25 protein-coding genes and 1 tRNA gene are annotated in these 25799 nt (G+C 52.8%); 13 read left to right on the forward strand and 13 right to left on the reverse strand.

All coding sequences use genetic code 11. The features are described 5' to 3' along the window. Positions 1–130 precede the first annotated feature (130 nt). The gene (locus IBT46_RS11650; RefSeq protein WP_200545798.1) at positions 131–676 is read left to right on the forward strand and encodes a cell division protein ZapC; all 546 of its coding nucleotides are present in this window, start codon (positions 131–133) and stop codon (positions 674–676) included. A 20-nt stretch (positions 677–696) separates the two neighbouring features. Here IBT46_RS11650 and IBT46_RS11655 read toward each other — a convergent pair whose 3' ends face one another. Then, the gene (locus tag IBT46_RS11655; protein ID WP_200545799.1) at positions 697–1806 is read right to left on the reverse strand and encodes a YcbX family protein; all 1110 of its coding nucleotides are present in this window, start codon (positions 1804–1806) and stop codon (positions 697–699) included. 136 nt (positions 1807–1942) lie between these two features. Between IBT46_RS11655 and rlmKL the strand changes: the two genes are divergently transcribed. The 6 genes from rlmKL to rmf all read left to right on the forward strand — a co-directional run bounded on the left by rlmKL (position 1943) and on the right by rmf (position 9906). Continuing rightward, positions 1943–4060 (forward strand): bifunctional 23S rRNA (guanine(2069)-N(7))-methyltransferase RlmK/23S rRNA (guanine(2445)-N(2))-methyltransferase RlmL, encoded by a 2118-nt coding sequence (rlmKL, locus tag IBT46_RS11660; protein ID WP_200545822.1) that lies wholly within the window; start codon positions 1943–1945, stop codon positions 4058–4060. Positions 4061–4066: 6 nt separating this feature from the next. Further along, complete coding sequence (locus IBT46_RS11665; RefSeq protein WP_200545800.1) at positions 4067–5980, forward strand: ABC transporter ATP-binding protein; 1914 nt, start codon at positions 4067–4069, stop codon at positions 5978–5980. An 18-nt stretch (positions 5981–5998) separates the two neighbouring features. Then, positions 5999–7273, forward strand: coding sequence for a membrane integrity-associated transporter subunit PqiA (gene pqiA, locus IBT46_RS11670; protein WP_200545801.1), 1275 nt, complete (start codon positions 5999–6001; stop codon positions 7271–7273). Continuing rightward, the gene (gene pqiB, locus IBT46_RS11675; protein WP_200545802.1) at positions 7260–8900 is read left to right on the forward strand and encodes an intermembrane transport protein PqiB; all 1641 of its coding nucleotides are present in this window, start codon (positions 7260–7262) and stop codon (positions 8898–8900) included. Before pqiA ends, pqiB begins: the two co-directional genes overlap by 14 nt. Beyond that, on the forward strand, positions 8900–9460 hold the full coding sequence (gene pqiC / locus IBT46_RS11680; RefSeq protein WP_200545823.1) for a membrane integrity-associated transporter subunit PqiC: 561 nt from the start codon (positions 8900–8902) through the stop codon (positions 9458–9460). The genes pqiB and pqiC overlap by 1 nt, the downstream gene beginning before the upstream one ends. 278 nt (positions 9461–9738) lie before the next feature. Beyond that, positions 9739–9906 carry a ribosome modulation factor gene (gene rmf / locus IBT46_RS11685; protein ID WP_105593410.1) on the forward strand — a complete coding sequence of 56 codons (168 nt, stop codon included), beginning with the start codon at positions 9739–9741 and terminating at the stop codon, positions 9904–9906. 88 nt (positions 9907–9994) lie between these two features. Here the strand turns inward: rmf and fabA are convergent, their stop codons facing one another. Beyond that, entirely contained in the window at positions 9995–10513 is a 519-nt protein-coding gene (fabA, locus tag IBT46_RS11690; RefSeq protein ID WP_105593409.1) for a bifunctional 3-hydroxydecanoyl-ACP dehydratase/trans-2-decenoyl-ACP isomerase, read from the reverse strand. A gap of 68 nt (positions 10514–10581) precedes the next feature. After that, a complete protein-coding gene (locus tag IBT46_RS11695; protein ID WP_200545803.1) occupies positions 10582–12348 on the reverse strand; it encodes a Lon protease family protein in 1767 nt (588 codons plus the stop codon). A gap of 185 nt (positions 12349–12533) precedes the next feature. On the opposite strand from IBT46_RS11695, the gene matP reads away from it, so the two are divergent. Further along, a complete protein-coding gene (matP, locus tag IBT46_RS11700; protein WP_200545804.1) occupies positions 12534–12989 on the forward strand; it encodes a macrodomain Ter protein MatP in 456 nt (151 codons plus the stop codon). 88 nt (positions 12990–13077) lie between these two features. Here the strand turns inward: matP and ompA are convergent, their stop codons facing one another. Together ompA and sulA are read right to left on the reverse strand one after the other, a co-directional pair. Beyond that, a complete protein-coding gene (gene ompA, locus IBT46_RS11705; RefSeq protein WP_200545805.1) occupies positions 13078–14142 on the reverse strand; it encodes a porin OmpA in 1065 nt (354 codons plus the stop codon). Between the two features lie 348 nt (positions 14143–14490). Beyond that, positions 14491–14997, reverse strand: a complete 507-nt coding sequence (gene sulA, locus IBT46_RS11710; RefSeq protein ID WP_105593405.1) for an SOS-induced cell division inhibitor SulA — start codon at positions 14995–14997, stop codon at positions 14491–14493. Between the two features lie 214 nt (positions 14998–15211). Here sulA and IBT46_RS11715 point away from each other — a divergent pair, with 214 nt between their 5' ends. Next, positions 15212–15820 carry a TfoX/Sxy family DNA transformation protein gene (locus tag IBT46_RS11715; protein WP_200545806.1) on the forward strand — a complete coding sequence of 203 codons (609 nt, stop codon included), beginning with the start codon at positions 15212–15214 and terminating at the stop codon, positions 15818–15820. Positions 15821–15829: 9 nt separating this feature from the next. On the opposite strand, the gene yccS is transcribed toward IBT46_RS11715, so the two are convergent. Together yccS and IBT46_RS11725 are read right to left on the reverse strand one after the other, a co-directional pair. Further along, positions 15830–17983 carry a YccS family putative transporter gene (gene yccS, locus IBT46_RS11720; protein WP_200545807.1) on the reverse strand — a complete coding sequence of 718 codons (2154 nt, stop codon included), beginning with the start codon at positions 17981–17983 and terminating at the stop codon, positions 15830–15832. 8 nt (positions 17984–17991) lie between these two features. Continuing rightward, complete coding sequence (locus tag IBT46_RS11725; RefSeq protein ID WP_200545808.1) at positions 17992–18438, reverse strand: YccF domain-containing protein; 447 nt, start codon at positions 18436–18438, stop codon at positions 17992–17994. A 135-nt stretch (positions 18439–18573) separates the two neighbouring features. Between IBT46_RS11725 and helD the strand changes: the two genes are divergently transcribed. Beyond that, positions 18574–20628 carry a DNA helicase IV gene (gene helD, locus IBT46_RS11730; RefSeq protein ID WP_200545809.1) on the forward strand — a complete coding sequence of 685 codons (2055 nt, stop codon included), beginning with the start codon at positions 18574–18576 and terminating at the stop codon, positions 20626–20628. A gap of 12 nt (positions 20629–20640) precedes the next feature. Here the strand turns inward: helD and IBT46_RS11735 are convergent, their stop codons facing one another. Together IBT46_RS11735 and IBT46_RS11740 are read right to left on the reverse strand one after the other, a co-directional pair. Next, entirely contained in the window at positions 20641–21099 is a 459-nt protein-coding gene (locus IBT46_RS11735) for a methylglyoxal synthase (RefSeq protein ID WP_200545810.1), read from the reverse strand. Between the two features lie 82 nt (positions 21100–21181). Beyond that, complete coding sequence (locus IBT46_RS11740) at positions 21182–21826, reverse strand: DUF2057 family protein (protein ID WP_200545811.1); 645 nt, start codon at positions 21824–21826, stop codon at positions 21182–21184. A gap of 188 nt (positions 21827–22014) precedes the next feature. On the opposite strand from IBT46_RS11740, the gene IBT46_RS11745 reads away from it, so the two are divergent. Further along, a complete protein-coding gene (locus tag IBT46_RS11745) occupies positions 22015–22434 on the forward strand; it encodes a CoA-binding protein (RefSeq protein ID WP_105593398.1) in 420 nt (139 codons plus the stop codon). Positions 22435–22460: 26 nt separating this feature from the next. Here the strand turns inward: IBT46_RS11745 and hspQ are convergent, their stop codons facing one another. Next, complete coding sequence (hspQ, locus tag IBT46_RS11750) at positions 22461–22778, reverse strand: heat shock protein HspQ (protein ID WP_105593397.1); 318 nt, start codon at positions 22776–22778, stop codon at positions 22461–22463. Positions 22779–22841: 63 nt separating this feature from the next. Then, complete coding sequence (gene rlmI / locus IBT46_RS11755) at positions 22842–24032, reverse strand: 23S rRNA (cytosine(1962)-C(5))-methyltransferase RlmI (protein ID WP_200545812.1); 1191 nt, start codon at positions 24030–24032, stop codon at positions 22842–22844. Positions 24033–24121: 89 nt separating this feature from the next. Here rlmI and yccX point away from each other — a divergent pair, with 89 nt between their 5' ends. After that, positions 24122–24400, forward strand: coding sequence for an acylphosphatase (gene yccX, locus IBT46_RS11760; RefSeq protein ID WP_200545813.1), 279 nt, complete (start codon positions 24122–24124; stop codon positions 24398–24400). A gap of 2 nt (positions 24401–24402) precedes the next feature. Here yccX and tusE read toward each other — a convergent pair whose 3' ends face one another. Together tusE and yccA are read right to left on the reverse strand one after the other, a co-directional pair. Then, positions 24403–24729 (reverse strand): sulfurtransferase TusE, encoded by a 327-nt coding sequence (tusE, locus tag IBT46_RS11765; RefSeq protein WP_105593394.1) that lies wholly within the window; start codon positions 24727–24729, stop codon positions 24403–24405. Between the two features lie 109 nt (positions 24730–24838). Next, on the reverse strand, positions 24839–25495 hold the full coding sequence (yccA, locus tag IBT46_RS11770) for an FtsH protease modulator YccA (RefSeq protein WP_105593393.1): 657 nt from the start codon (positions 25493–25495) through the stop codon (positions 24839–24841). 216 nt (positions 25496–25711) lie between these two features. On the opposite strand from yccA, the gene IBT46_RS11775 reads away from it, so the two are divergent. Beyond that, positions 25712–25799 (forward strand) — tRNA-Ser (locus IBT46_RS11775).

The following is a 25799-nucleotide window of genomic DNA, read 5'->3' on the forward strand; positions in this document are numbered from 1 at the left end:
TATTTTGTTCTGTTAGATCGCTATTAAGTCATTTTGGCGTGTTGCTGTAAGTTAAAAAACAGCCGTTTTTTTCCCGGACCATGAATATTTTTCCGGACATCTGTAACCCATTATTACTACAGGACTCATCATGAGGATAAAACCGGACGATAACTGGCGTTGGTTTTTCGACGCAGAACAAGACCGTATGATGCTGGACCTGGCTCGTGAACAGCCATTTCGCTCACGTTTTCCCCGCAAGATGCTCACGCCGGATGCCTTTGATGTTTCAGGCTTTTGTGTCGATGACGCTGCACTATTTTTCACCTTTGCTGAGCGATGCCGCCAGGCAGAGCTGGATTCTGAACAGCGCGCTGAATTGGTGCTGAACGTGCTGGTGGCGACCCGTTTCCTCAAGCCGCTGATGCCGAAGAGCTGGCATTTTGTGACTCAGACGCACGGTGGCTTCCGTCCTGAGGAAGGCGATCTGGTTTGCGTTACCGTTAGCGATAGCGGTGAGCAGGCGACAATGATCGTCGTTGAATCGGGTGAGAACGCGGCGCTTTGCCTGCTGGCTCAGCCGGAGCTCATTCTGGCTGGCCGCAGTATGATGCTGGGTGATGCGATAAAAATTATGCACGATCGTCTTACGCCTCAGGTTAAACCTGATGCGCTGCGGTTTGCTCGCGCGGTGTAACTCACCGCGCAAGATGATCCTTAGCGTAGAATCAGATCCCCTGACGGGATACAGCTGCAGCTGAGTATGGTTCCATCCTTCCGTATTGCTCCTTTTTTCAATGCGCTGACCTCACCACTGACCAGGGTGACTTTGCAACTGCCGCAGATCCCTGCCCGGCAGGAGTAGGGAATACGAATCCCCTGCATTTCCAACTGCTCCAGCAGCACCTGCTGATTGTTGCCGCTGAACGCCTGACCGTTCCAATTCAGGGTCACCTCACCTGGCGGTTGTGTATCGACGGTCAGCGTTTCGGTAACTTCACCGCTGCCGTAGGCGCGGGCAGGCTGGCGTTTAATCACCTCAAGCCTGTCGCCACTCCGGATGACGCCGCTGCTGCGGGCGACCAGATTCATTCCGAAGTCGATATCTCCGCTGCCGTCCTGTGCGCTGCGAAAACGCTGGAGCGTGGACAGCGGTTCACCGCTGGGATGTTTGCGGCCACGCTGTGGGCTGATGGTGGTGAACACGCAGCGGCTGCAGGGTTTGGGCAGATCGAAAAGCACATCGCCGATCTTCACCGTTGACCAGCCGTCTTCGGCCCAGGCGTTCGCACCGGTAATCACCAGGTTTGGGCGGAACTGTTCCATCCTCACGCCTGCCGGGCAGCGCTGTTGTAAATCAAACAGTGAGGCTTCATTAACCAACAGATAGGGGAAACCATCGGCGAATCCGAGAGGAACCTGTTCAAAATGTTTTACTCGGCGGGTCATGCGGGGGCCAACCCAACGTAGCTGAAGTGGTCGGGGGAAAAAGCTGCTCAGCCACTGGTTGATATTGTCTGGGGCAATCAGGGCGCTGAAGTGGCTTCCCCAGACTTCAGTGGGCTCACTGTCGGGGAGAAAATCCTCAAACAGCACCGTTGCGCTACTGCCATCGGGTGCGCTGAGCTGTAAACCACCCATAATTAAAGCCGGAGTGAACAACACCATTTCGGGATACTGGCGCGCGGTAATAAAGGTGCCATCAGGTTCGGTAAGCATAAAGATGCGATCGAAGGCAAGGCCGCTCTCTAAAGCCTGAGCATGCGAAACCTGTATGCCGCGCATGGATTTTACCGGGTGAATAAATAACCGTGACAGTGTGATCATGGTGCTGACTCCTTGTGCAGCCGGTATATGCCCCCTGTTAAGCCAGGGTTTCTGCAGCAAAAGAAGCTAACTTTATGACATGACGCCATGATTAGCTATAATGCGCAGCAATTTTCTGATGACGATAAGTGACACTATGAATTCTCTGTTTGCCAGTACGGCGCGTGGGCTCGAAGAGCTGTTAAAAAGTGAACTGGAAGCCCTTGGCGCGCAAAGCTGCCAGGTCGTCCAGGGCGGCGTACATTATCAGGGTGACGATCGTCTGATGTACCAAAGTCTGATGTGGAGTCGTCTGGCGTCGCGTATTCTGCTGCCGCTGACAGAATGCGGTGTTTACAGCGATCTGGACCTCTACCTCGGCGTGCAGGCTATTGACTGGCCGGCAATGTTCGGCAGCGATAAAACCTTCGCCGTGCATTTTAGCGGTCTGAACGAGGTTATCCGCAACAGTCAGTATGGTGCGCTGAAGGTCAAAGACGCCATTGTTGACAGCTTTACTCGTAAAGGGCTGGCGCGTCCGGATGTCGATCGCGAACTGCCGGATATCCGCGTCAATGTCTGGTTGAATAAAGACACGGCCAGCATCGCGCTGGATTTGAGCGGTGAAGGCCTGCACATGCGCGGTTATCGCCAGCAAACCGGTCAGGCACCGCTGAAAGAGACCCTGGCTGCCGCTATTGTGCTGCGCTCCGGCTGGCAGTCGGGTACGCCACTGGTCGATCCGATGTGTGGTTCCGGTACCCTGCTGCTGGAAGCCGCGATGATCGCCTGCGATCGCGCACCGGGCCTGCACCGTAACCACTGGGGCTTTACCGGCTGGAGCAAGTTTGATGCAGCGCTCTGGAGTGAAGTGAAGCAGGAAGCGCAGGCGAGAGCAAAGAAAGGCCTGCAGGATAATACCTCGCGCTTCTTCGGCTATGACAACGATCCACGCGTGATTGAAAGTGCGCGGGCCAACGCCCGTCGTGCTGGCCTGGCTGAGCGGATCAGCTTCACCCTTCAGGATGTGCTGAAGCTGCAAAATCCGCTGCCGGAAGGGCCAGCGGGTACGGTGCTGAGCAATCCACCTTACGGTGAGCGTCTGGAAAGTGAACCTGCGTTGATCGCGCTGCACAGTCAGCTGGGCCGCCTGATGAAAGCTCAGTTTGGCGGCTGGAATCTGTCGCTGTTCAGCGCTTCACCTGAGCTGCTGAGCTGCCTGCAGCTGCGTGCCGATCGTCAGTTCAAAGCAAAAAATGGTCCGCTGGACTGCGTGCAGAAAAACTATCAGCTGGCCGCGAACCCGTCTGGCGGTGCCGTGGCACAGCTGGCGGATGATTATGCCAACCGCCTGCGTAAGAATCTGAAGAAGCTGGATAAGTGGGCGCGCCAGGAAGGGATTGAATGCTATCGCGTCTATGATGCCGACTTACCGGATTATAACGTCGCCGTTGACCGTTACGCTGACTGGGTGGTGGTGCAGGAATATGCGCCGCCGAAAACCGTTGAGCCAGCCAAAGCGCGCCAGCGTCTGTTTGATGTCATTGCCGCAACGCTTAATGTCATGGAGTTACCGACCAACCGGCTGGTGCTGAAAACCCGTGAAAGGCAGAAAGGGAAAAATCAGTATCAGAAACTGGGCGAGAAGGGGGATTTTTTCCAGGTCAGCGAGTTTAACGCCAAACTGTGGGTCAATCTGACGGATTATCTCGATACCGGTTTGTTCCTCGATCATCGAATCGCTCGTAAGATGCTGGGCCAGATGAGTAAAGGAAAAGACTTCCTCAATCTGTTTGCCTACACCGGTAGTGCCAGCGTTCACGCCGGCCTTGGCGGTGCGCGCAGCACCACCACGGTCGATATGTCGCGGACCTACCTGGAGTGGGCAGAACGTAACCTGCGGCTTAACGGTTTAACCGGTCGCCAGCATCGACTGATGCAGGCAGACTGCCTGAACTGGATGCGCGAAGCCGATGAACAGTTCGATCTGATCTTTATCGATCCGCCAACGTTCTCTAACTCCAAGCGAATGGAGGAGAGTTTTGATGTGCAGCGCGATCATCTGGATCTGATGAAGGATCTTAAACGTCTGCTGAGAGTGGGCGGCACCATTATGTTCTCTAATAATAAACGCGGCTTTAAGATGGACTTTGCCGGGCTGGAAGCGTTGGGCCTTGAGGCTCGCGACATTACCGCCAAAACACAGTCACAGGATTTTGCCCGTAACCGTCAAATTCACAACTGCTGGCTGCTGACGCACGCCGGTAAGGAATAAGTATTTATGTCACTAATCAGTATTCATGGCGCTTATCTTTCATTCAGCGATGCGCCGCTGTTGGATAACACTGAACTCCATATCGAAGAGAATGAGCGCGTTTGTCTGGTCGGGCGTAACGGTGCCGGTAAATCCACGCTGATGAAGATTATCAACCGTGAGCAGCCTCTGGACGATGGTCGTATCATTTATGAACAGGATCTGATCGTCGCTCGTCTGCAACAGGACCCTCCGCGCAACGTGGCAGGTTCGGTGTATGACTTTGTTGCCGAAGGGGTGGAAGAGCAGGCGGAGCACCTGAAAGCCTATCACGCTATTTCTCACACGGTGATGGAAGATCCGAGCGATAAAAATCTCAATGAGATGGCGCGTCTGCAGTCGATCCTCGACCATCAAAATCTGTGGCAGCTGGAAAGCCGTATTAATGACGTGCTGGAGAAGATTGGTCTGGACGGTGACGCTGAACTTTCTTCCCTGTCCGGTGGCTGGCTGCGTAAAGCGGCGCTGGGGCGCGCGCTGGTCAGCAACCCGAAGGTGCTGATGCTTGATGAGCCAACCAACCACCTGGATATTGAAACCATCGACTGGCTGGAAACGTTCCTGAAAACGTTCCAGGGCAGCATCATCTTTATCTCTCACGACCGTTCATTTATCCGCAATATGGCAACGCGTATTGTCGATCTTGACCGCGGCAAGCTGGTGTCCTGGCCGGGAGATTACGATCAGTATCTGCTGGGTAAAGAGGAAGCGCTGCGCGTTGAAGAGATGCAGAACGCTGAGTTTGACCGCAAACTGGCGCAGGAAGAAGTGTGGATACGCCAGGGCATCAAAGCCCGTCGTACGCGTAATGAAGGACGCGTACGCGCTCTGAAGGCCTTGCGCCGCGAACGTTCAGAACGCCGTGAAGTGATGGGCAAAGCCAACATGCAGGTGGAAGAAGCATCGCGCTCCGGCAAGATTGTCTTCGAAATGGAAAACGTCAAGTACGGTATCGCGGGCAAGCAGCTGGTTACTGATTTCTCTCGTCAGGTTCAGCGCGGTGACAAAATTGCCCTGATTGGCCCGAACGGCTGCGGTAAAACCACGTTGCTGAAGCTGATGCTGGATCAGCTCAAGCCGGACAGTGGCCGGGTGCATATTGGTACTAAACTGGAAGTGGCCTACTTCGATCAGCACCGTGCGGAGCTGGACCCGGACCGCACGGTGATGGATAACCTGGCCGAAGGTAAGAAGGAAGTGATGGTTAACGGCAAGCCGCGCCATGTGCTGGGTTATCTGCAGGAATTTCTGTTCCATCCGAAACGCGCGATGACGCCGGTGCGAGCCTTGTCCGGTGGAGAGCGCAACCGACTGCTGCTGGCTCGTCTGTTCCTGAAGCCGAGTAACTTGCTGATTCTCGATGAACCGACCAACGACCTGGATGTAGAAACGCTTGAGCTATTGGAAGAACTCATTGATGGCTACCAGGGAACGGTACTGCTGGTTAGCCACGATCGTCAGTTCGTGGATAACACTGTCACCGAATGCTGGATCTTCGATGGTACTGGTGAAATTGGTGCATTCGTTGGTGGCTACCATGATGCCCAGCTTCAGCGTTCTGCCTGGAAGCAAAACCGGGCCGCGGCTAAAAATGCGCCTTCTCAACCTCGTCAGGAAAGCGTAAAAAGCGAAGCAGTAAAAAAACCGGCTGCTAAGCTGAGCTACAATTTACAGCGCGAACTGGAACAGCTGCCTCAGAAAATGGAAGAACTGGAAGCACAGCTTGCTGCATATCAGGCGCAGGTTGCTGATGTAAACTTCTTTAACCAGCCGCACGAAGCGACTCAGCCGGTTCTGGATGCGCTGGCAAAAGCCGAACAGGAACTGGAGACGGCGTTTGAACGTTGGGAATACCTTGAGTCGTTAAGTAACGGCGCGTAATTTTATTGAGGGAAAAGTATGTGTTCGTCGCACCACGCACATCAATGGATTCTATGTCCGCAGTGTGACCTCATGACACAGTTGCCCGTGCTTCTGCCGGGCAGCAAAGCAAGCTGCCCGCGCTGTCATACCACACTTCACTCCAGCTGGGTTGAGCCGCTCAGGCGGCCGGCTGGCTATGCGCTGGCGGCGCTGTTTATGCTGCTGCTGGCTAACCTCTTTCCCTTCGTTAATATGCGGGTTGCGGGTTTAAGCAGCGAAATTTCCATGATGCAGATCCCTCAGGTAATGGTTTCTGAGGACTACAGCAGTCTGGCTACGCTGTTTATGCTCTTCGTTCAGGGCGTGCCCGCGTTCTGCATGATAGCGATCCTGCTGCTGGTCAGCCCGTTAAAACTGCCGCTGCCGTTGAAACGGGGTATGACCCGCATCCTGATGCAGCTGCGGAGCTGGGGCATGGCGGAAATTTTCCTCGCCGGAGTTCTGGTCAGTTTCGTTAAGTTGATGGCCTATGGCGACATCGGCATTGGTAGCAGCTTTATCCCCTGGTGCCTGTTTTGCGTACTGCAACTGCGGGCATTTCAGTGCATAGAACGTCGGGTGCTTTGGCAGCGAGTTGCGCCATTACCCGCTCTGCCTGCGCGTCCGGTGGCGGGCATTAGCGGCCTGCGGCAGGGTATGCGCTCCTGCTCATGCTGTACCGCAGTGCTGGCCAGCGATCGGTTAGTCTGTCCGCGCTGTGGGAGTCGTGGCCATGCACGGCGTAAGCACAGTCTGCAGTGGACGCTGGCGCTGCTGTTGACCTCCATACTGCTTTATATTCCCGCTAACCTGATGCCAATCATGATCACCGAAGCGCTGGGTAACAAGATGGGTTCAACCATCATGGCCGGGGTTATCCTGCTGTGGAGCGATGGTTCCTATCCGGTAGCACTAGTGATATTCATTGCCAGTATCATGGTACCTTCATTGAAAATGCTGGCTATCGGCTGGTTGTGCTGGGATGTCAAGGGAGACAGTCGGCATCACCATGACAGTGAACGGATGCATAAAATTTATGAAATGGTCGAGTTTGTCGGACGCTGGTCAATGATTGACGTTTTTGTTATTGCCGTACTGTCGGCACTGGTGCGTATGGGGCGGCTGATGAGCATCTATCCCGCAACGGGCGCGCTGTTATTCGCGATGGTGGTGATCCTGACAATGTTTGCTGCTATTACGTTTGATCCCCGACTAACCTGGGATCGGGTGAAAGATAAGAGTACTGAGGAGTCGTTTAGTGACGGACAATAATCACAGCACCGCCAGGGTAGAACATATTAAACGCTGGTCCCCGGTGTGGATCGTGCCGATTGTGACCGTGCTGATCGGCGCATGGATACTGTTTTATCATTTCAGTCATCAGGGGCCGGAAGTGACCCTGATTACTACCAATGCAGAAGGCATCGAAGGTGGAAAAACCACCATTAAAAGCCGCAGTGTGGATGTCGGCATAGTTGAAAGTGCTGTATTGACGGACGATCTGCACCACGTTGAAATTAAAGCGCGTCTTAACTCTGGTATGGAGAAACTCCTGCGCGAAGACAGTGCTTTTTGGGTCGTCAAACCCACTATTGGCCGCGGTGGCGTTAGCGGTCTGGGAACACTGTTGTCCGGCGCCTATATTGAGCTTCAGCCCGGTGCAAAAGGCGAAAAAGCAAAACAGTATGAACTACTGGATGCACCGCCGTTGGCTCCACCGGATGCAAAAGGGATCCGCATCACTCTGGACAGCCGCAAAGCCGGCCAGCTAAACCCGGGCGATCCGGTCCTGTTCCGTGGTTATCGCGTTGGTTCAGTAGAAACCAGTTCATTCGATACCGATAAACGTATGATCGGCTATCAGTTGTTTATTGCCGCGCCTTACGATCGGCTGATTACCACCAATGTTCGCTTCTGGAAAGACAGCGGCATTGCGGTTGATATGTCCGCATCGGGGATGCGGGTCGAAATGGGATCGCTGGCAACGCTGCTAAGTGGTGGGGTGAGTTTTGACGTACCGGAAGGCTGGGAGCTGGGTAAGCCCGCTGAAAATAAAGCGGAGTATCGGTTATTTGACGATCAGCGTAGCATTCAGGATTCTCTCTACAGCGAGCACAAAGATTTCCTGATGTTCTTTAACGAATCGGTTCGTGGCCTGAATGCGGGTGCGCCGGTTGAATTCAGGGGTATTCGCCTTGGTACCGTGGCTGAAGTACCGTTCACCGCGCCGGGTATCGCTCAGCGCCTGAATAACGATTACCGTATTCCGGTGCTGATCCGTATAGAACCAGAGCGTTTCCGTAAGCAGCTGGGAGAAGGTTTCAACTTCGAGCAGCATCTGAAAAGTGGTATCAGTGAGGGGTTACGCGCCTCCCTTAAATCTGCCAACTTGCTGACCGGTTCGCTATACGTGGATCTGGATTTCTATAAAAATGCCAAAGCGGTAACTGGTTCGTCTAAATTTGGAGATTACGAACTGATCCCTACTGTCAGCGGTGGACTTGCGCAGATTCAGGAAAAGCTGGTGGAGTCGTTGGATAAGATCAACAACCTGCCGCTGAATCCGATGCTGAACGAGGCAACCGGTACGCTGAAAGAGAGCCAGCGCACGCTGCGCGAGCTGCAAAAAACGCTGGATAACCTCAATCAAATCACTTCCAGTCAGGCGATGCAGGAGCTGCCGGCAGATATGCAGAATACGCTACGTGAACTGAATCGCAGCATGAAAGGCTTCCAGCCAGGATCGCCGGCTTACAACAAAATGGTGGCGGATTTGCAGAGTCTGGATCAGGTGATGCGTGAGCTACAGCCGGTGCTAAAAACACTTAACAATAAAAGTAATGCGCTGGTGTTTGAAGCGAAACCCGGTCAGGACCCACAGCCGAAGAGGGCGAAATGATGATGAAATGGATACCCTTAGCGCTGATCCTTGCGGTGACTGCCTGCAGCAGTACGCCAGAAACACGCTATTATCAGTTGCCTGTTGCAGGCAGTAATACGGTGGTGAGCAGTCAGACTTTTTCCCGGCCAATCTGGGTAGAGGCGGTATCGATCCCGGATTATCTGGCAGGTAACGGCGTGGTCTATCAGAGCAATGACGTTCAGTACGTTATCGCCGCTAACAATCGCTGGGCCAGTCCGCTCGACCAGCAGCTACAGCAAACGCTGGTCAGCAATCTGAGCCGTGAATTGCCCGGCGCGGTGATTTCTTCTTCGCCCCTTGGTCAGCAGCACGATACACTCAATGTGACGGTCACCGGCTTTCATGGGCGCTACGATGGCCGTGCAGTGATCAGTGGTGTGTGGATGCTGCAGCGTGAAGGCCGCATAGAGAAGCGTGCGTTTATGCTGGACCTGCCGCAAAGCGAGGACGGTTATGATTCGCTAGTCAGAACGCTCTCTCAGGGCTGGCAACAGATCTCGACCCAGATCGCAAATGCGATAAATCAGCAACGTTAGTTATTATTTTTACAAATGGCCTAAGCCTTTGATTATCGCAAAATGAGACTTTTGCATAATCGAAGGCTTTTTTATTGCTAATCATCCACCTGTAACCTTTCAGTACCAATAAACAATGCAAAATTATGAAAATGCCAGGTCATAAATATGACATTGGCGTGAAATTTGCGCATTGATCTTTTATTACCGCAGAGGTAGAACTTAATTGTGGCTGCGCACTCAGTAGCCACTGTTTTCTTTCCACCAGATTCCACCAGACAAAATGAGGGAAACGCGGCATGAAGAGACAGAAACGAGATCGCCTGGATCGGGCACATTCACGGGGTTATCAGGCGGGCATTACCGGACGCTCAAAAGAGATGTGTCCTTACCAAATGCTAGATGCTCGATCTCACTGGTTGGGAGGTTGGCGACAGGCCATGGAGGACAGGACGGTTACCGCGTAACGCCTGTTCAACGTAAAGGAACAAACCTCCGCTGCTGCGGAGGTTTTCGGTTCTGGAGGTCATCGTTTTGCAACAATGACCAGAACGATTAGAAAGCAGTTGTATCTTTGAACAGACCTACTTTCAGGTCGGTAGCGGTGTAAATCACCTGGCCATCGACCAGCACTTCTCCATCAGCAACGCCCATCACCAGTTTACGGTTAATAACGCGTTTAAAATGAATACGGTACGAAACCTTTTTCGCCGTTGGCAGGACCTGGCCGGTGAATTTCACCTCGCCAACGCCCAGCGCACGGCCTTTACCTTCAGCGCCTAACCAGCCGAGGTAAAAACCGACCAGCTGCCACATTGCATCCAGACCCAGGCAGCCAGGCATAACCGGATCGCCAATAAAGTGGCAGCCGAAGAACCACAGGTCCGGATTGATATCCAGCTCGGCCTCAACAAAGCCCTTACCGTAGTTGCCGCCATCTTCTGTCATTTTGATTACGCGGTCCATCATCAACATATTGCCGGCTGGCAATGGCGGGCCTTCTGCACCAAAAAGTTCACCGCGACCAGAAGCAATCAGGTCTTCTTTTGTATAGGATTCGCGTTTATCTACCATATTCTCAATAAGCCTTATTTTAGTGAATCACGAATTTTAGCTAACACGTGTACGCTGAACAAGTCCGATCAGCGCTGGTTGAACCAGTTTAACCAACGTAATGCCCACGGAAGCTGTCGTGCATCCTGTTGATTAATCTGAGCAATGCGATCCTGAATAGAACGCAGCAGACAAGGATCGTTCTCCTTGTCCCATTCAACACCCGTTAACAACGGCAGGGCTTCATCCACGCTGGATACGGCCCACAAATGGAATTTACCTTCCCGCACAGCATCTACAACTTCTTGTTGTAACGAGAGGTGACGTACGTTGGCCGCAGGAATAATAACGCCCTGATTGCCATTTAGCGTACGTTGATTACAGATATTGAAGAAGCCTTCAATTTTTTCATTTAATCCGCCCACGGGCTGAACGCGACCAAACTGATCGACGGAGCCGGTAACGGCAATTTGCTGATTGATAGGCTGTAAAGCGAGTGCGCTGATTAATACGCAAAGCTCTGCCAGCGAGGCGCTGTCGCCATCAACTTCTGAGTATGACTGTTCAAATACCAGGGAAGCGGAGAAGGGCAGCTGTTGGTCCAGCTCCAGCTCGGCGATCAGCCAAGCCTGCATAATCATCATGCCTTTAGCATGGATATTTCCACCGAGTTCTGCTTTACGCTCTACATCGGTAAACTCGCCGTCACCTACATGCACCACGCAGCTGATACGCGAAGGCTCACCAAACGGACGTGGGTGACCCGGGAAATCGATCACCGAAAGTGCGTTGATTTGGCCAACCATTTCACCTTCGGTTTCGATCAGAATCTGGTCAAGCAGAATGTCATCACGAACGCGCTCTGAAAGGAAACCTTCACGCCATTCGCGGGTAGTGAGAGCGTCGCGTAAATTTTCACCGTTTACATTCTCATCTTCACTGTAAAGTGCAGCATCCTGCAGCTGACGTGCCAGCCAGGTGGGATCTAGCGGAAGTGTCTCCTGATCGCCGGTATAGCGGGCTGCTTCGCGGATGAGCACTGGCCAGAAATCAGCTGCCGGGGCTGGATAACCAAGGCTCTGTGCAATGCTGAGCACCCACTGCATCCAGTTAGTGAATTCTTCCTCATCAACCAGCTGGATGTTCTCTTCAAACTCGCTGTAAAGCGACAGTGAAGCCAGCTCGGGTTCCATATCCTGGAAATCAGCCAGTGCATCACGATCGCCGGTAAGAACCAGACGAAGCTGCATCGGCATTGACGGGACGTCTAGCGGCAGCGGCCGTGTTTCATCCTGCGAATACCAGTCAAAGCGCTGGTTGACTATGATTTTTTTCAGGCGTAGCCAGAGTAATGGCTGTGCCAGCAACGCGCGCAGGGAGAGGATCAGCACGCCGCCGTTGGCGCGGTGAACAAGGCCTGGAGACAGCGTGAGTATTGAGTTATAAACACGAACGCAGCCAAAAAGCTGCTCGGCTTCGATCCAGTCAGCCTGATGAACGCCGCCGGTGCTGGCAAAATTATCATCTGAACTTTCCGCAGGGCGCCAGATGACCTTCTGCGGTTCAACCAGGTAGTGCCCACCGTATAACAGGTTTGCATCATCCTCTTCATCTGATTCGACGAGGGAAGAGAGGACATCCTGTAGCAAAGCCAGATATTCGGCGCTTTCGGCGCTTTTGACCAGCATAAGCGGTACTTTAGCCGGGGTTTGCAGAAGCAGGCTGAGGCCGTTGAACAGGCGAGACTGCACGTTAGCAAAACACTCTGTCTCAGTGGTGGCAGCCTGTGAGATGAGATGCTGGAAGCGTTCTGTATCGGGCTGTAGGGCGCGCCACTCTAATCGGTTGTTGGTCAAAGTTATCGTATTTTTCTGAAATGAATAAAAGCGGCATTATACAATAATTCAGCCTGTTAAGCACAGCAGACATGCGGTTCTGTATTAACTGAATTGAGATTCACGGCCTGGTTCCGGTTTTCTTTGCAGCCAGATTAAAAAAAGCTGTTATTCTTAACTTGTTATAGGATCAGCATGAGATTCCGATGAAATATCAACAACTGGAAAATCTTGAAAGCGGATGGAAATGGAAATACCTCGTCAAAAAACACCGCGAAGGTGAAGCGATCACGCGCTATATCGAACTCAGCGCAGCGCAGGCGGTCGTGGATGAGTTGTTGGCGATGGAGAATACTCCCAATCTGGTTTTGACCTGGATTAACCAGCATATTAATCCGGCTCTTGAAAACCGTATGAAGCAGACGATTCGCGCGCGTCGTAAACGCCATTTTAATGCTGAACATCAGCATACGCGGAAGAAGTCTATCGATCTGGAATATCTGGTGTGGCAGCGTCTTGCTGGACTGGCGCAGCGCCGTAACAGTACGCTTTCGGAAACGGTGGTGCAGCTCATTGAGGATGCGGAACGTAAAGAGCAATATGCCAGTCAGATGTCCTCACTTAAGCAGGATCTTAAGGCTATTCTCGGAAAACCTGAATAACAGGACGGGAAGCAATTTAACTCTCAGATGCTGTAATGAAGGAAATAAAAAACCCCGCCGAAGCGGGGTTTTTTGCTCAAAGCGTCACTTAAGCCTGAGGCTGAGTTACAACGTCTTTGATGCCTTTAACTTCGATTTCTACGCGACGGTCTGGCGCCAGGCAGTCGATCAGAGCCTGACGGCCTTTCACGCTGTCACAGGTGTTGCCAGTAACTGGGTTAGATTTACCCTGGCCACGTGCAGAGATCTTGTTAGCTGGGATACCTTTAGATACCAGGTAATCCACGACTGACTGAGCACGTTTCTCAGACAGTTTCTGGTTGTATTCTTCAGAACCGATGCGGTCTGTGAAGCCCAGTACTACAACAGAGCCATCTTTAGGGTCCAGATTGCTCAGCTGGGTGTACAGCTGATCCAGTGCCTGCTGACCTTCTGGTTTCAGAGTGGCTTTGTTGAAGTTGAACAGCACGTCAGACTTCAGGGTGAAACGCTTGGTTTCAACAACTGGAGCTGGTGCTGGAGCTGGTGCTGGAGCAGCAGCTTCTTCCTGACCGAAACGGTAAGAAACACCTACGCTGAACATAGAGTTGTCAGGACGTGCACCAACGGTACCTGCGTCACCGATGTTGTTAACCCACTGGTAGTCCAGACGGGTTGCCCAGTTTGGAGTCAGAGCATATTCAACACCCACTGCTGCCAGTGGAGAAACGCCGGTGTCGTGATCGCTGATGCGATCGCCGCCAACTACCTGCTGAGTGGAGTCAGCACGCCAAACCATACCACCCAGACGGGTGTACAGGTCCAGGTTGTCCAGAACCGGGTAGCTCAACTTAGCTGCCAGCTGAACGCCCTGCGCTTTGAATGCGCCATTGACCTGATCGCCTTTGTTAGGCATACGGCCCAGCCAGTCATAACCCAGTTCGAAGCCCAGGTATGGATTCGCCTGATAACCAACGAATGCACCAGCACCAAGCTGGTTTTCATGAGTTGGGCCGTCGTTGTTTTGGTAACCGTTACCGTAGTAACCTTTGTCGTGGTACTGAGACCAGCCCAGTTTAGCACCGGTATACCAGGTGTCATCTTTAGGAGCGGCCTGCGCTACGGTAGCGAAGCCAGCCAGTGCCACTGCAATTGCGATAGCTGTCTTTTTCATTTTTGCGCCTCGTTATCATCCAAATAGGCAATGAGCTTAAATTAAGCTCTTTGGTTAAATCCTTTGCCGGGTTGTCATGCTCGTTTATGACTCTTCCAAAAAAAGGAGGTTATTGAGCACCCTGGCGAGATAAAGTCTACAACGTACTAGCAAACTTACAAGTGTGATATGACGCTGGCCGGTAAAAAAATGGGGAATCTTACATATTTTTTAACATTCCGAAGGGAATTATGTGTATAAGAAATGGTCAGAGACGCAGCTAACCTATTGTACAGCCGCGTCATAACATTATCTGGGGCTTAAGGCGTGTACCACGAGAAAAAATCCTGAGAATTATCTCATTTTTACTTAATGATACAAACTTGAATGAATTTTTAACCCGCTAAGTGGTCTGCCTGACTGAGAATTTGCACGATCGGGACGCATGATTAACCCCAGAGCCTGGCCAGAGTTTGCTGCTGCCAGCAGTCGTGCACGATCGCTCTCCGAAACATCCTCTTCGAACCACCCCAAAACGACGCTGTAATTACCTGTTTGCAAAGCTTTAATCATTGCTTCAACGGTAGTGATTGGCCCTGAATGTGCGGCTTGCATAACGCGATCTAAAGGCAGCCCTGAACGCTGCAACCACTCGCGGCTCAACTTTTGATGAGGAGTGAGCCACAGCTGCCAGCGAGACTGTTTGCCTAACTGCTGTAACAGAGGGAGCAGCAACAGCTGCGTCATACCTGGCTGGTTCTCGCTGTAAATTAATTCGCTAATCAGGCCAGCGGCATTAGCTGGAGCAGATGTCACGCGTGATGAAACGTGGAATGCACTATTAACTGATTGAGATTTCGGGAAATAGGTATGCATGATGTCTTCGCTCGCAATGTCACTGTATGAATATACAGTATATGCGTAATGGACAAAGATCAACCTTATTTTTTTGATTACGCCTCGCAAAATCGCAAGATAACTTGAAACATTGTCATTTATTCATTGAACCTGTAATACGGATTGCCTATGTTTCAATATGTTGATTTTTCGGGATTTATGCGAATGTTCTTAAGCTGAGCAGGGAGTTGCTATGAGTAGTTCAAAACAGAGAATTGAGCAGACGAAACAGCGTTTAGCGGCGTTGGGGCCGGTGGAATCACGCACACAGTTTGGTGGCTATAGCCTGTCTGTGTCGAAGACCGTATTTGCAGTTGTTGCCGATGGAGAACTGTATCTGCGTGCCTGCGAACAGGCCCAGCCATATATAAGTGAAAGGAAAATGCAGCCTCTGCATTTTGTAAAGCGAGGTCTGCCGGTTGCCCTTAATTACTACCGTGTTGATGGTGTGCTGTGGTCCGATGCCGACCAGCTAGTGGCTATTTCTTCACTGTGTCTGAATGGTGCACGGCAGGAATTAAAAGAGAGGCTAAGGAATCGGCGTATCAAAGATCTACCCAATATGGGGATTCGGATGGAGGCGTTGCTGCGGGAAGTCGGTATTTGTTCCATTGAAATGCTCATGGAACAGGGGGCAAAACGAAGCTGGCTTAAACTGCGGGCTATCAATAAACATCTTGGTCTTTCGGTGCTATTTGCTCTTGAGGGGGCGATAGTTGGCAGCCACTATGAGGCGCTGCCGACCGCAGTTAAAGAGGAATTGCGCGCCTGGTTTAAAAGCAATGCGCATCGAAAAGGGTGATTTTTTTCATTAAGCCTGGTTGCCGGTACGTTGAACAATCTGCTGTTTAAGCCTGGCAATTTCAGGTAACAATGCCACCAGCAGGCCCACCTGCTGTAAGACAAGCGGTTCTTTGGTGGCATTATCCGCCTCAGTTTTCTGAATCCGTTGTGCCAGGTTTGCCATCATGCGCTGCGCTTTAGCTTCATCCACCACTTCAATATGCAGGATATCATCAACATAGCAGACGGCATCATCCATTAGCTGAAGTAGATTGGTGTTTTCGAGTTTCTCACGGTGTGCCCCCAGCGCTGAAATGTAGCTCAGGAACGAGTGGTTCAGACACAGTAGTCGGAAAGCGGCTTCACGAAGTGCGCTATCCGCTTTACTTTCAGCCGGGATATTCGATACCACGGCAGCCAGCTCTGCATCACCGTTGTGGGCATCCCGCCGTGCGATGCGGTAATCAAGGCGATTGTCTTTTCCCTGATGATACTGCACCAGCACTGCATCCAGGTAGCGGCAGTTAGCATTGAGCGTTCGCTCCGCCACGGCCGGAAGTCTGAGGAAACGCCAGTCCGGCCAGATAAATGCGACGGCCAGCCAGGCAATGCCACAGCCCAGCAGCGTATCAATAATGCGTGGCAGCGCGACTTCAAACCCTTCGCCCAGCAGATTGAAGCACAGCAGCACCAGCAGCGTGATAAACATGGTGGCATGGGCATACTGAATGTTACGGAAGAAGAAGAACATCACGCCGGTAACAACGATCAGCATCAACTGCCCCTCAATAGACGGTACCAGCCAAAGGAGAGGCAATCCGAGAGCAATTCCTGTCAGTGTACCGACGATTCGCAGCGCCAGCCGCCTGCGCGTGGCACTGTAATTGGGCTGGCAAACAAACAGGCTGGTTAGCAGTATCCAGTAGCCGTGCTGCAGGCCGGTGAATTGAATAAAAGCGTAACCGGCGCACAGGAGAAGCGAGAGTCGGACTGCATGGCGGAACAGCGGCGATTCCGCACTCATATGGCGGCTGAGGCGCAGGCGGATATCGCTCCAGCCGGTTAGCCCCTCGCGGGAAAGCGACTGATCGTGGTAATAACCGCCTTCCGCCAGCGCCTGCTCTGATTCAATCGTTGCCAGCTGGGCATCGATCGCTTTCAGATTGTTCAGCAGGAAGTGCATCGCTTTTACTTCCCGGCTCTCCGGCTGTTGCTCAGTCAGTCTCTGGAGCGCTGCGTTAAGATTGGCAAACACGCGTTCAAAGCGCGAATCATGCTGATAGGTTTCACGCAGCAGGATGGCGCGTGAAAGCTGTCGACATGCCACGGCCTGCAGCGTTAACAGGCGCTGAAAGCGGAAAAGAATATCACTGGTACCCCATGCTTTACGCAGAGAATGGTACTGCACGTGCGAGGAACTGGCGCGCTCATGGATATCCTGAGCCACAAAATAGTAATGAAGCGTGCGCCTGGTTCCGCGCTGGCCGCGATCTCCTCGTAGCCGCGACTGTATAGACGCTTTTGCCTGATTCAGCAGGGTGACCAGTTGACTGTTTGCCATAGCGACATCCACCATCGCCTGCCGGTCATCTTCTTCAAGGTCAGGATCGAACAGGCTGGCTTTGGCTTCCAGATACTGTGCCAACTGCGCATAGCAGCGTGACAGGTTTTCCTGCAGCGGGCGGATAGGAAACAACAGGTGCCCGAACAGCGTCAGCAGGTTATACCAAATGGCGCCGGTCAGCAGCAGGATGGGCTGCAAGTACCATTGGGGAAACAGACCAATTCCCAGCATGGTGTAGATGGCAATCAGTAATGCGCCGAAGGCAATCGTTGCGTAACGCGGCCCCAAGGCGCCCAGCAGAATAAAGCCCCAGCTTGAGATCGCCAACCCGATAACAAACAGCCACGGATGTGGGAAGAGCAGCTCAACAGATACAGAAGCAATACAGAAGCAGATCAGCGTAATAAGCAGGTTACGCAGGCGGCCGCTGAGGCGATCGTCGAGATCGGTCAGCGCGGCGGCAACGACGCCCAGCGTTAGCGGTATTGTCCAGGTGATCTGATGCAGCCACCAGGGGACGGCCGTGGTGCCAATCAGGGCCAGCGTAATGCGAATATTGTACAGCCAGCTGCTGTTAAACGCATGCCGGCGAAGGTTATCGATCAGCGAGGTTTGCATGGTACGGCTCACGAAAAACGACGGCGCGCATTGGCTTCACGTGCAGCGCGTGCGACTTCAACGGGCACGACGCGGCGGCCCACCGGCCAGAGTGCAATAACGGCTATTTTCAGGTTAGCGATGCCCACCGGAATACCAATAATCGTCAGACATTGCGCAATACCTGCGGTGATGTGCATCAGGCACAGCCACCAGCCGAAAAAAATCACCCACAGAATATTAAGCAGTGTACCGCCTGAGTTCATTAGTGCACTTTTTCCATCAGGGTTTATCTCATCCACATGTATCGCTTCATTACCGAAGGGCAGCAGTGAAAGTTTAGTGATTTCCCAGCATGAACGGGTCAGCGGCAGGGTAAAAATCAACACGATACTGACTAATGTGGCCAACAACCATGACAGGGTAGTCAGACAGCCGCCCAGAATGAAATTGAGGATATTAAGTATGGCGCGCATCGGTGGTGTCCCCTTAGGCGTTGAGAGAAGTCTCTGTGACAATTCATTGATTGTAACGCGTTTTAACGCTGGAGAGGTAAACTGTCGCCAGCTAAACTATGTGCAGATGAAATTAACCGCAGCAGGGTCGCAGGAATGGAACTGAAAGCAACATCGCTGGGTAAACATCTGGCACAACATCCTTACAATCGGGTGCGGCTGTTGAATGCTGGCGTTGAGGTCAGCGGTGAAAAACACGAGTATCTGATCCCCTTTAATCAGCTGCTATCCATAGCCTGCAAGCGTGGTCTGGTTTGGGGCGAGCTGGAATTTTCATTGCCTGACGATAAAGTCGTTCGTTTGCACGGTACGGAATGGAATGAAACGCAGCGTTTCTACCACTACCTCAGCCTCGCCTGGCAGCAGTGGAGCCAGGAGATGAGTGAGGTGGCGGCCGGGGTGTTAAACCAACAGGCCGAAGCCATTCGTCTTGCCGAGCAGCAGGATCGTTGGCTGAAACGCAGCGATATTAGCAGCTGGCAGCAGGCTATTCGTAAATCCTTCGACGCCGTGCCGCTTCCTGTATCCCGCCTTGACGAATTTGATAACTGCCGCGAATCCTGGCGGTATTGTCAGCAGTGGCTAAATGACAGTGACAGTCAGCGCGTGAAGCGAAATGCGCGCTGGACGGAGCGTATGCTGGAACAGCACGCCGATTACTTCGAGCAGGTGGAGAGTTCGCCGCTGAATCCTTCGCAGGCGCGAGCGGTGGTCAATGGCGAAGATTCGGTGCTGGTACTGGCCGGTGCGGGCAGCGGTAAAACCTCGGTGCTGGTTGCGCGGGCGGGGTGGCTGTTGCTGCGCAAACAGGCGACGGCGGAACAGGTGCTGTTGCTCGCTTTTGGTCGTAAAGCGGCAGAAGAGATGAATGAGCGCCTGCGTTCACGCCTGCACAGCGAAGACTTCTCGGCACGTACCTTCCACTCTCTGGCGCTGCATATTATCCGCCAGGGCAGCAATAAATCCCCCGTGATCAGCAAACTGGAAAGCGATACAGCGGCGCGCCATGATTTGCTGATTAGCGTCTGGCGGCAGCAGTGCAGTGAGAAAAAAGCCCACGCCAACGGCTGGCGTCAGTGGTTGAGTGACGAGCTGGAATGGGAGATAGAGGAAGGAAACTTCTGGCAAAGTAACAGCCTGGCAAAGCGACTGACGACACGCCTTGAACGCTGGCTGGGACTGATGCGTATGCACGGCGGTGCCCAGGCGGCAATGATCGACGGTGCGCCGGAAGAAATCCGCGAACTGTTTAGCAAAAGAGTCAAGCTGATGGCTCCGCTGCTAAAAGCCTGGAAAACCGCACTGAAGGAAGAGGGTGCCGTCGATTTTTCTGGCCTGATCCATCAGGCGGTTAATATTCTGGATAAAGGCCGCTTTATTAGTCCGTGGAAACACATTCTGGTGGATGAGTTTCAGGATATCTCGCCGCAGCGGGCAGAACTACTGGCTGCACTACGTCGGCAAAACCGGCAAACCGCACTGTTCGCCGTCGGCGACGACTGGCAGGCGATCTACCGATTCAGCGGCGCTGAAATGACCCTGACCACGGCGTTCCATCACTATTTTGGTGAGGGCGACCGCTGCATACTTGATACTACCTACCGCTTCAATCAACGCATTGGGGAAGTTGCCAACGCCTTTGTACAGCGTAATCCGCACCAGTTGAAGAAAACGCTGAACAGCCTGACCAAAGGAACCAAAAAATCGCTTCAGCTATTGCCGGAAGATCAGCTGGAAGCGCTGCTTAATAAAATGAGTGGCTACGTTCAGCCGGACGAGCGGATTATGGTGCTGGCCCGCTATCATCACCTGCGCCCTGAGGTGCTGGACAAGGCGGCAACCCGTTGGCCAAAACTCAAACTGGAGTTTATGACTATCCACGCCAGTAAAGGACAGCAGGCGGAGTACGTTATCCTACTGGGACTGTCTCAGGGGGATGAGGGTTTCCCTGCACCTGCGAGGGAATCGGTGATGGAAGCGGCGCTACTGCCCAAGGTGGAAGAGTTTCCCGATGCCGAGGAGCGTCGACTGGCGTATGTCGCCATCACCCGTGCAATCCATCAGGTCTGGCTGCTTTACGATCGCGATGAACCGTCGGATTTTGTTGCCGAACTGGGCCGCCAGGGCGTTCCGCAGGTGCGAAAACCCTGACGGCAGAAGCGGTTACTTCAGGCGCTGCTGCAGGTAGCGCTCGTAATCCGGGATCTGGATTTCAACCTGCCGATCGAACAACGGCGAGTGGATGATGAAATCAGCGGTTGCGCGGTTGGTGGCCACCGGGATATTCCACACGGTAGCCAGACGCAGCAGGGCTTTCACATCCGGGTCGTGCGGTACGGCGTTCAACGGGTCCCAGAAGAAAATCAACAGATCGATTTTCCCTTCCGAGATCAACGCACCCACCTGCTGATCGCCGCCCATCGGGCCACTGAGCATGGCGGTAACCGGCAGGCCGGTGGCTCGCTGTACCAGATTACCGGTTGTGCCGGTGGCATACAGCGTATGGGGCTGCAGCTTATCTCTGTGAATATTTACCCATTCCATCAGGGAGTTTTTACAGTGGTCATGAGCGACCAGCGCAATATGTTTTTGCGGCTGTATCTTACGAGTGGTCTGGTCCATTCAGATATCCTGGCTATGTAGGGTAACGGCAGAAACGTCAAATAAACAGAAAGTTGAGTGTAACGTTGCGGTTAAACGGATATCAACTGGTATGTAAGGCTTTCATCAGGGTAATAAAACGCTGGCGGGTGGCAGCATCAACCTGCTGATACCAGAGATGCAGCATCCTTTCCGCTGCCGAACGGCGATTGAGGGCCAGATCCTGCTCCTGTGCAGCGCTAAGGGCAGTATGTTTACCCGACTGCGCAAAACGTGGAACTGAGGCATTTTCTCCGTTCAGGTTATAGTGAATCATCGCCTGTTCAAAATCACCGCTGGTAGTAACGGTCAAAAAATCGCGCTTATTTTCGATCTCGCCGCCTTTTTCATCGACTAAAGTAAACTGCGGTTTCCTGTCGAACATTCTGGCTTCGCGTACGGAAGCTAAAGGGGGAAGCTGAATCAGCACCGAACGACTGCGGGCGGTAAACGTCACAATTTGCGGAGCTGAAATCCAGGTCACGGGAGTATGGGCTGGGATATGAAACGATTTCTCTACGCGAAAAAGCAGCTGATGTTCGCCGCGCTCCAGCTCTAATCCGTCAGCGCCTTTTAGCAGCGAACCGGAAATTTTATGCCCGTCCAGAACCAAAAGGTCGATATCGGCAGAAAGCTTTAGCGTGGTTGCCTGCACAGAAGAGGCAATCAGCATTATGACCAGCCCGATTATGACCTTAAACAGCTTCATTCTTACTCCAGACGAGCAAAAGGTGAGAAAACGTCGAATGTATCAAAGTCTTTCAGTATGGCATCATATTAACATTTAAACACACTTAATCGTGCTATTGATCGTGAATTACTGAAGTGGTGATACTGAGCCAGGCGAATCAGTCATAATGAGAAAATACAGGCCGTTAACCCGAACCGGAGAGAAAAATGGATGACAAAAAGATTATCAATGTTCTGACCAGCAGCAAAACTATCGCCCTGGTAGGGGCCACTGATAACGAGCAGCGCCCGGCCTTCCACGTTATGGAATATCTTCTTTCTCAGGGTTATGTCGTTATACCGGTCAACCCTAAACTGGCCGGTCAGAAACTGTTGGGGCAGGCGGTTTATGCCGAACTGAAAGACATTCCTCAGCCTGTCGACATGGTGGATGTTTTCCGCAATGCGGAGGCGGCGTGGGGCATTGCCCAGGAGGCGATTGCCATCGGTGCTAAGACGCTTTGGCTGCAGATTGGGGTGATCAACGAACAGGCTGCGGTGCTGGCGGCAGATGCCGGGCTAACCGTTGTGATGGATCGCTGCCCGAAAATAGAAATCCCGCGCCTTGGCCTGGCGAAGAGCGCATAAAAAACCCTGCTTTAGCAGGGTTTAAATTAGTTTCTCAGGCTTGGAGACTGCAGCTGCTGGCGAATGGAAAGCGCCAGCTCATCCAGCGACTGTTGATCAGGATGTTCTCCCGGCTGCTCCCAGGCAATCTGCGCTTCGGCCAGGTAGGTGTGTACCGTCTGGCCTTCTTCATCTTCCATCACCACATGATACCAGGGCGCTGCACGCATTGCTTCGCTGCCGCTGATATCTTCACTGACCGATTCTTTCAGTGAATACTGAGGATCGACATCGACTATCACGCCCAAAAAACCCAGCAGCTGATGACGAACCTGCTGACCAATACCGTATTTGCTGGCAATCATGGGTGACCTCCTGAAACGTTGCCCTTACCACACTGTATGGAGGCGAAGGCAACACTTTTCAAGTCACAGCACGCGGCAGGCGAAACCTTTCAGATAAAGTCCTTCCGGATAGCTGGAAATAACCGGATGATCGGCAGCCTGACGGAACTGCTCAATAATCTGCACGTTGCGCTTAGCATCGACGGCGGCATCTGCAATGAGCTTCTGGAACAGTTCGGTAGGCATCAGTCCGGAGCAGGAGAAGGTCATCAGCATACCGCCCGGGTTCAGCAGTTGCATTGCCAGCATATTAATGTCTTTATAGCCACGGCACGCACCCATCAGCTGATTTTTATTCTCAACAAACTTAGGTGGGTCCATCACAATCAGATCGAATTTTTCGCCTTCGTCACGATAGCGGCGTAACAGTTTGAAAACGTCATCGCGCAGGAACTGGGCCTTGCTCAGATCCAGACCGTTTAACTCAACGTTCTGCTTTGCCACATCCAGCGCAGCCTGCGAAGTATCAACGCTGATCACTTCACGACAGTTGCCCATCAGGGCGGAAACTGCGAAACCACCGGTGTAAGAGAAGCAGTTCAGCACGCGGCGATCTTCTGCATAGCGGCGGGTTGCCAGACGGCTGTCGCGCTGATCGAGGTAATAGCCGGTTTTGTGACCGGTCTGAATGTCCACCAGCAGCTTCATTCCGTGTTCGGTAATCGGCAGCAGTTCCGGTGGCGTTTCGCCCAGAACAACACCCTGGGTCAGCTCCAGACCTTCTTTTTTACGTACGCTAACGTCAGAACGATCGTAAATTGCGCAGCCCGGATAGCAGGTTTGCAGCGCGGTGATCAACGCGGCACGCTGGTATTCCGCTCCGGCAGACAGGAGCTGCAGCACAAGGAAGTTACCGAATCGATCGATAGTGATCCCCGGCAGCCCGTCGGATTCACCGGCAATCAGGCGGTAGCTGTCAAGATTGTCACGGTGAGCCAGCCAGTCGCGCAGCTGCTGCGCGGCCTGCAAACGGCGGACAAAAAAGTCGATATCAATCGATTCGTCCTGCTCCCAGCTCCAGACGCGTGCGCGAATTTGCGACTGTGGAGACCAGGCGGCACGCGCCAGCCATTTTCCCTGGCTATCGCAGACATCAATAGTTTCACCCGACTGGGCTTTACCTTCCATGCGGGCAATCGCCCCGGAGAACACCCATGGATGGCGACGGAGTAAGGACTTTTCACGCCCTTTGGCAAGAATCAAACGAACAGTCATAGTTAGTTATGCTTATACTCAGAGAATCAGGCGATATTGTCCGGTGCTGACTGGGAAAAAGCAATCAGTGGCGGAGATAAGGAGAGAAAATGGCGAGTGTCGGTCTGCGTGCATGGGTTTACGGCAGAGTGCAGGGCGTCGGGTTCCGCTACAGTACCCAGCGCGAAGCAAAAGCTCTGGGGCTTACGGGCCATGCGATAAACCTTGATGACGGCAGCGTAGAAGTTTTGATGTGCGGTGAGCAGCAGCAGGTTGATGCGCTGCTCGGCTGGCTGCAAGCAGGAGGGCCGCGAACCGCCAGGGTTGAACGCGTACTGACGGAGCCCTGCCAGCCTGCTGCCGGGTTAAAAGGGTTTACGACTGGCTAGCGTTACAGACACTTCGCGGGCTTGGGTAAACCGGCAATTTTAGTGGCCTGTTTAGCGGGGCCTTTCGGGAACAGTCGGAAAAGATAACGGCTGTTGCCTTTCTCTTCGCCATACTTCTGTGCCATGGCTTTCACCAGCATGCGCACGGCCGGAGAGGTATTAAACTCCAGATAAAATTCGCGCACGAACCGAACGACTTCCCAGTGTGCGTCGCTCAGTTCAATGTCTTCTTCTTCCGCCAGCAGCGGTGCCAGCGCTTCGCTCCAGTCTGCGGTGGATTTCAGATAGCCCTGCGCGTCGCGCTCAATCTCTCTGCCTTCAAATTGCACTCTATTACCTCTACAGCCCGATTCACTCTGCGGCGGAGTTTAACAAACTTTTACTTCAGCCAAAAATAAAGCCCCGCATAAGCGAGGCTTTGTTTGCATCAGGTCAGAATTAGTTGCTGCGGGACATGCCCAGCAGGCTCAACAGACTAACGAAGATGTTGTAGATCGAAACGTACAGGCTGACGGTGGCGCGAATATAGTTGGTCTCGCCGCCGTTAATGATGTTGCTGGTTTCCCACAGGATGGCACCGGTAGAGAACAACACAAACAGCACGCTGATCGCCATATGCAGCGCCGGGATGTTCAGGAAAATGTTAGCCACAACCGCAATCAGCAGCACGACAAAACCTGCCATCAGCATGCCGGACAGGAAAGACATATCCTTACGAGTGGTCAACACGTAGGCTGAACAGCAGAAAAACACCAGCGCAGTACCGCCCAGCGCCAGTCCAATCACATCACCCATGCCGGCAGACAGGAACGAGTTCAGGATCGGTCCCAGGCAGTAGCCAAGGAAACCGGTAAAGGCAAATGCGGCCAAAATACCCGCCGGGCTGTTAGCCAGACGATAGGTCAGGAACATCAGGCCGTAGAAACCCACCAGCATCAGGATCAATCCTGGGGAGGGCAGAGCAAACACAGTGCTCAGCGTGGCGGTGACGGCGGAAAATGCCAGCGTCAGGCCCAGCAGGAAATAGGTATTACGTAAAACTTTGTGCGTGCTCAACAACGAGCTTTCGCGTGAGGAATAAACTATGCGATCCATAAAGCACCTCTCAGGGTCACTAAAATACCAGAGAGAATAATGAGGGAAGGGCAAAGGGGAAAGATGTTTTACCCTTCTTTACTCGCTAAAGCGCTGATAACTTAAGCAGATTGGCGAATATCACAGCGAGTGCGTCGTTTTCGCTGATTTTTCAGGCAAACGAAACAAAACCTGCTTTACAAGCCCGGTCGGGATGTTTATAGTGCGCCCGATTGTGGAAGCGTGGCCGAGTGGCTGAAGGCACCGGTCTTGAAAACCGGCGACGGGAAACCGTTCTAGAGTTCGAATCTCTACGCTTCCACCA

This window comes from Erwinia sp. S38, assembly GCF_016624545.1.
In the GTDB taxonomy this organism is placed as follows: domain Bacteria; phylum Pseudomonadota; class Gammaproteobacteria; order Enterobacterales; family Enterobacteriaceae; genus Erwinia; species Erwinia coffeiphila.

Excerpts from the sequence above, each read along its gene's own strand:
- IBT46_RS11650 (WP_200545798.1), top strand. The coding sequence starts at position 131 with ATGAGGATAAAACCGGACGATAACTGGCGTTGGTTTTTCGACGCAGAA.
- IBT46_RS11655 (WP_200545799.1), bottom strand. The coding sequence starts at position 1,806 with ATGATCACACTGTCACGGTTATTTATTCACCCGGTAAAATCCATGCGC.
- rlmKL (WP_200545822.1), top strand. The coding sequence starts at position 1,943 with ATGAATTCTCTGTTTGCCAGTACGGCGCGTGGGCTCGAAGAGCTGTTA.
- IBT46_RS11665 (WP_200545800.1), top strand. The coding sequence starts at position 4,067 with ATGTCACTAATCAGTATTCATGGCGCTTATCTTTCATTCAGCGATGCG.
- pqiA (WP_200545801.1), top strand. The coding sequence starts at position 5,999 with ATGTGTTCGTCGCACCACGCACATCAATGGATTCTATGTCCGCAGTGT.
- pqiC (WP_200545823.1), top strand. The coding sequence starts at position 8,900 with ATGATGAAATGGATACCCTTAGCGCTGATCCTTGCGGTGACTGCCTGC.
- rmf (WP_105593410.1), top strand. The coding sequence starts at position 9,739 with ATGAAGAGACAGAAACGAGATCGCCTGGATCGGGCACATTCACGGGGT.
- fabA (WP_105593409.1), bottom strand. The coding sequence starts at position 10,513 with ATGGTAGATAAACGCGAATCCTATACAAAAGAAGACCTGATTGCTTCT.
- matP (WP_200545804.1), top strand. The coding sequence starts at position 12,534 with ATGAAATATCAACAACTGGAAAATCTTGAAAGCGGATGGAAATGGAAA.
- ompA (WP_200545805.1), bottom strand. The coding sequence starts at position 14,142 with ATGAAAAAGACAGCTATCGCAATTGCAGTGGCACTGGCTGGCTTCGCT.
- sulA (WP_105593405.1), bottom strand. The coding sequence starts at position 14,997 with ATGCATACCTATTTCCCGAAATCTCAATCAGTTAATAGTGCATTCCAC.
- IBT46_RS11715 (WP_200545806.1), top strand. The coding sequence starts at position 15,212 with ATGAGTAGTTCAAAACAGAGAATTGAGCAGACGAAACAGCGTTTAGCG.
- yccS (WP_200545807.1), bottom strand. The coding sequence starts at position 17,983 with ATGCAAACCTCGCTGATCGATAACCTTCGCCGGCATGCGTTTAACAGC.
- IBT46_RS11725 (WP_200545808.1), bottom strand. The coding sequence starts at position 18,438 with ATGCGCGCCATACTTAATATCCTCAATTTCATTCTGGGCGGCTGTCTG.
- helD (WP_200545809.1), top strand. The coding sequence starts at position 18,574 with ATGGAACTGAAAGCAACATCGCTGGGTAAACATCTGGCACAACATCCT.
- IBT46_RS11735 (WP_200545810.1), bottom strand. The coding sequence starts at position 21,099 with ATGGACCAGACCACTCGTAAGATACAGCCGCAAAAACATATTGCGCTG.
- IBT46_RS11740 (WP_200545811.1), bottom strand. The coding sequence starts at position 21,826 with ATGAAGCTGTTTAAGGTCATAATCGGGCTGGTCATAATGCTGATTGCC.
- IBT46_RS11745 (WP_105593398.1), top strand. The coding sequence starts at position 22,015 with ATGGATGACAAAAAGATTATCAATGTTCTGACCAGCAGCAAAACTATC.
- hspQ (WP_105593397.1), bottom strand. The coding sequence starts at position 22,778 with ATGATTGCCAGCAAATACGGTATTGGTCAGCAGGTTCGTCATCAGCTG.
- rlmI (WP_200545812.1), bottom strand. The coding sequence starts at position 24,032 with ATGACTGTTCGTTTGATTCTTGCCAAAGGGCGTGAAAAGTCCTTACTC.
- yccX (WP_200545813.1), top strand. The coding sequence starts at position 24,122 with ATGGCGAGTGTCGGTCTGCGTGCATGGGTTTACGGCAGAGTGCAGGGC.
- yccA (WP_105593393.1), bottom strand. The coding sequence starts at position 25,495 with ATGGATCGCATAGTTTATTCCTCACGCGAAAGCTCGTTGTTGAGCACG.